3 protein-coding genes and 1 pseudogene are annotated in these 3,777 nt (G+C 74.3%); 2 read left to right on the top strand and 2 right to left on the bottom strand.

All coding sequences use genetic code 11. From position 1 onward, the window contains the following. Positions 1-9: 9 nt before the first annotated feature. Together ACOV8S_RS24665 and ACOV8S_RS24660 are read right to left on the bottom strand one after the other, a co-directional pair. Positions 10-804, bottom strand: coding sequence for a ferritin-like domain-containing protein (locus ACOV8S_RS24665; RefSeq protein WP_448320381.1), 795 nt, complete (start codon positions 802-804; stop codon positions 10-12). A 243-nt stretch (positions 805-1,047) separates the two neighbouring features. Beyond that, complete coding sequence (locus tag ACOV8S_RS24660; RefSeq protein ID WP_448320379.1) at positions 1,048-2,103, bottom strand: LLM class F420-dependent oxidoreductase; 1,056 nt, start codon at positions 2,101-2,103, stop codon at positions 1,048-1,050. Positions 2,104-2,286: 183 nt separating this feature from the next. On the opposite strand from ACOV8S_RS24660, the gene ACOV8S_RS24655 reads away from it, so the two are divergent. Together ACOV8S_RS24655 and ACOV8S_RS24650 are read left to right on the top strand one after the other, a co-directional pair. Beyond that, the gene (locus ACOV8S_RS24655) at positions 2,287-3,270 is read left to right on the top strand and encodes an aldo/keto reductase (protein ID WP_351112594.1); all 984 of its coding nucleotides are present in this window, start codon (positions 2,287-2,289) and stop codon (positions 3,268-3,270) included. After that, positions 3,267-3,777: pseudogene (locus ACOV8S_RS24650) on the top strand (DNA helicase RecD); the annotation flags it as partial. The gene ACOV8S_RS24655 and the pseudogene ACOV8S_RS24650, both read left to right, overlap by 4 nt.

The following is a 3,777-nucleotide window of genomic DNA, read 5'->3' as shown; positions in this document are numbered from 1 at the left end:
GGCGTGGGCTCAGGCGAACTCGGGGGCCGGGACGGCGGGGCCGCCCAGGGCGTCGCGCAGCGCCGGCTCCGGCATCCGCAGGGTGACCATGCGCCGCCAGCCGCCCGCGCGCTCGACGGCGTACATCGCGTGGATGCCCGCGGCCAGCGCGGCACGCTTCGGCGCGGGCCAGCCGAGGATCCGGCCCATGCGGGCCATCACCGCGATGCTGACGTCCCGGTAGACCGCGATCTCGGCCAGCGCCGTCCCGCGCAGCGTCCGCCGGATCAGCCGCCCGTACCCGGCCGCCGAGAGCCGCAGCAGCTCCTCGTGGCAGTAGGCCAGGTGGTGGTCCTCGTCGGAGGAGATCATCCGTACCGCGCGCCCGACGTCCGGGTGGTCGCCGAAGACGGCGCACAGCAGCCGCATCTGCTCCGACGCCCGCTGCTCGGTGACCCGGCTGTGCGCGAGGTACACGACGAGGTCGCGGACGCTCAGCTGCTCCTCGCGGCGCAGCTTGTGGTGCGGGAGCCCGATGCCGTCGCGCTCCAGCAGCATCGTGTAGTCGACGTCCGTCGGAACCTCCACCGGCTCGAGCCCGCGCTTGCGCATCAGCGCGGTGAAGATGCGCCCGTGCTTGTCCTCGTCCGCGCCGTGGCGGGCGATCCGCGGCCCCATCTCGCGCTCCTCGGCCGGCACCAGCGCCGCGATCCGGGCGTTCTCCCAGCCGCCCTGCGCCTCACCGCCGGCGGCGACGGAGCAGAACAGGCGGAACGCCTCGTCGTTGTCGAAGATCTCCTGGAACAGACTCCTGGCGGAAAGCATGGGGCACCCCTCTTCCGAGGACACGGACGCGGATCTCCGGAGACCGAGTCAACGGCCGTGCCCCGGGAGGCGCAACAGCTCCGGGCGGCCGATGGGCCGATCGGAGGACCGCCGGACGGCGCGGGCACGTAACCGGCGCGCCGCCGGCGCGTTGTTCCCCGTGACGGCCGTGGCGGGGAGGACCCCCGAGCCCCCACCACGGCCGCAGAGCTTCCTGGCGCGCCGGGCTTCCGGCACCAGGCCTCAGGCGAGGTCGGCGCGCTCCAGGGCCTTCATGCCGGCCCGCAGCGCGGTGATCCGCTCCTCGAGCGTGAAGCCGGCCGGGGCCAGCGTCAGGGTGGTGACGCCGGCGGCGGCATAGGCCTTCATCCGGTCGGCGATCCGGTCCACGGAGCCCAGCAGGGTGGTGCTGTCGATCAGGTCCTGCGGGACCGCGGCGGCCGCGCCGTCCTTGTCGCCGGCCAGGTACTTGTCCTGGATCTCGGCGGCGGCCTGCTCGTAGCCCATGCGCTGGGCGAGCTGGTTGTAGAAGTTCTGCTTCCGGCTGCCCATGCCGCCCACGTACAGCGCGGTGTAGGGGCGGAAGGCGTCGGCCAGCGCCGGGACGTCCTTGTCCTCGCCCACGGCCAGCGGCAGCGTGGGGACGATGTCGAAGCCCTCCAGCGTCCTGCCCACCTTCTCGCGGCCCGCGCGGATGTGCCGGACCGCGGTCTCCTCGAGGTGGTCGGCCGACGGGAAGATCAGCAGGGCGCCGTCCGCGATCTCGCCGGTCTGCTCCAGGTTCTTCGGGCCGATCGCCGCGATGTAGACCGGGATGTGCTCGCGCTCCGGGTGCACGGTCAGCTTCAGCGGCTTGCCCGGGCCGCCCGGCAGCGGCAGCGTCCAGTGCTGGCCCTCGTACGACAGGCGCTCGCGGGTCATCGCCTTGCGGATGATCTCCACGTACTCACGCGTACGGGCGAGCGGCTTGTCGAACTTGACGCCGTACCAGCCCTCGGAGACCTGCGGGCCCGAGACGCCCAGACCCAGGCGGAAACGGCCGCCGGAGAGGGAGTCCAGGGTGGCCGCGGTCATCGCCGTCATCGCGGGCTGACGGGCCGGGATCTGGAAGATCGCCGAACCGACGTCGATGCGCTCCGTCTGGGCCGCGACCCAGCTGAGCACCGTGGCGGCGTCGGAGCCGTAGGCCTCCGCGGCCCAGCAGACGGAGTACCCCAGGCGGTCGGCCTCCTTGGCCACCTCCAGGTTGTCCGAGTCCATTCCGGCGCCCCAGTAGCCGAGGTTGATCCCGAGCCGCATACCGCACCCCTTACCGATCAGTAACGTCCCTGTCCAGCAGGACCCTAGCGCGCGAAGGGCCCGGTGGGGAGCGGGGGAGGGGGCGACGCGGGTCACGTCGAAGGGTGACTGGCGGTAAGGGCCCGGCCCGGGTTGTCCACAGGGTTCCCCGGGACACGAATCCGGCCAGTAATGTGCGCGTCCATGAAGCAGAGGCATCTCGGCCGGACCGGCCTGCGCGTGTCCCGCATCGGGCTCGGCACCCTCACCTGGGGCCGGGACACCGAGGAGCACGAGGCCGCCGACCTGTTGCGGACGTTCTGGGAGGCCGGCGGCACCCTCGTCGACACCGCCGACATATACGGCGGAGGCGAGGCCGAGTACCTGCTCGGCAGGCTGATCGCCGACCTGGTGCCGCGCGAGGACCTGGTCATCTCCACCAAGGCGGGCAGCGTCCCCGACCCCGAGCGCCGCGTCGACGGCTCGCGCGGCCACCTGCTGGCCGCCCTCGACGCCTCGCTCGCCCGCCTCGGCACCGACCACGTCGACCTGTGGCAGGTGCACGCGTACGACGACCGCACCCCGCTCGAGGAGACGCTGCAGGCCCTCGACATCGCCGTGACCAGCGGCCGCGCCCGCTACGTCGGGGTCTCCAACTTCTGCGGCTGGCAGCTCGCCCGTGCGGCGACCTGGCAGCTCGCCGTGCCGGGCGCGCGGACCGCGCTGGCCGGCACCCAGATGGAGTACTCGCTGCTCCAGCGCGGCGTCGAGCGCGAGGTGCTGCCCGCCGCGCGCGAGCTGGGCGTCGGCCTGCTGCCGTCCTCGCCGCTGGGGCGCGGCGTGCTCACCGGCAAGTACCGCACGGGCACCCCCTCCGACTCGCGCGGCGGCTCCGAGCACCTCGCCCCCTTCGTCGCCCCCTACCTCGACGACGCCGCCGCGCGCATCGTCGACGCGGTGGCCACCGCCGCCGACGGGCTGGCCGTCACGCCGCTCCAGGTGTCGCTGGCCTGGATCCGCGACCGGCCCGGGGTCACCGCCCCGGTCGTCGGGGCGCGCACGCCGCAGCAGCTGGAGGCGGCACTGTCGGTGGAGACGCTTACGCTTCCGGACGAGATCTGCAGGGCTCTCGACGACGTGTCGGCGCCCGAGCACCGCTATCCCGATCACGACTGGAGCACGCTGTGACGACGGACCCCGAGACCACGGAGCAACCCGAGCCGGGGCCGCGGGACGAGGGCGCCGACCGGACCGCTGCCGACCGGCAGCCCGCCGGGCCCGCCGACGAGGTCGCCGCAGCCGCCGGGGAGACCCCCGTGGACGCCGCCGGGGAGAGCGCCGGCGACGCCGCCGGGACCGAGCCCGCGGAGGACCACGGCGACGAACCCGCGGCTGCGGAGGCCGACGGCGACGAGCGCGCGGCCGGGGAGACCGACGGCGGGACGAACGGGGACGAGGAGGCCGACGGCGAGGCTTCCGCCGAGGCTTCCGCCGAGGACGAGAAGGCCGCCGCGGCGGAGATGTCCGAGGCGGAGGCGGAGCTGCTGGCGCAGAAGCGGGAGCGGGAGCGGATCGAGCGCCGCAAGGCGGCCAAGCAGGGCCCGGTGGAGGCCGGCGGGAAGCTGTCCGGCACCGCCGCCGAACTGCTCGCCGCGGTGCGCGCCGTCGAGAAGGGCGAGAAGCCCGCCGGCAGCG

Source organism: Streptomyces sp. CO7 (assembly GCF_053474865.1).
Note: the sequence above shows the minus strand (reverse complement) of the source record. Positions and strands in the feature narration are given on the sequence as shown.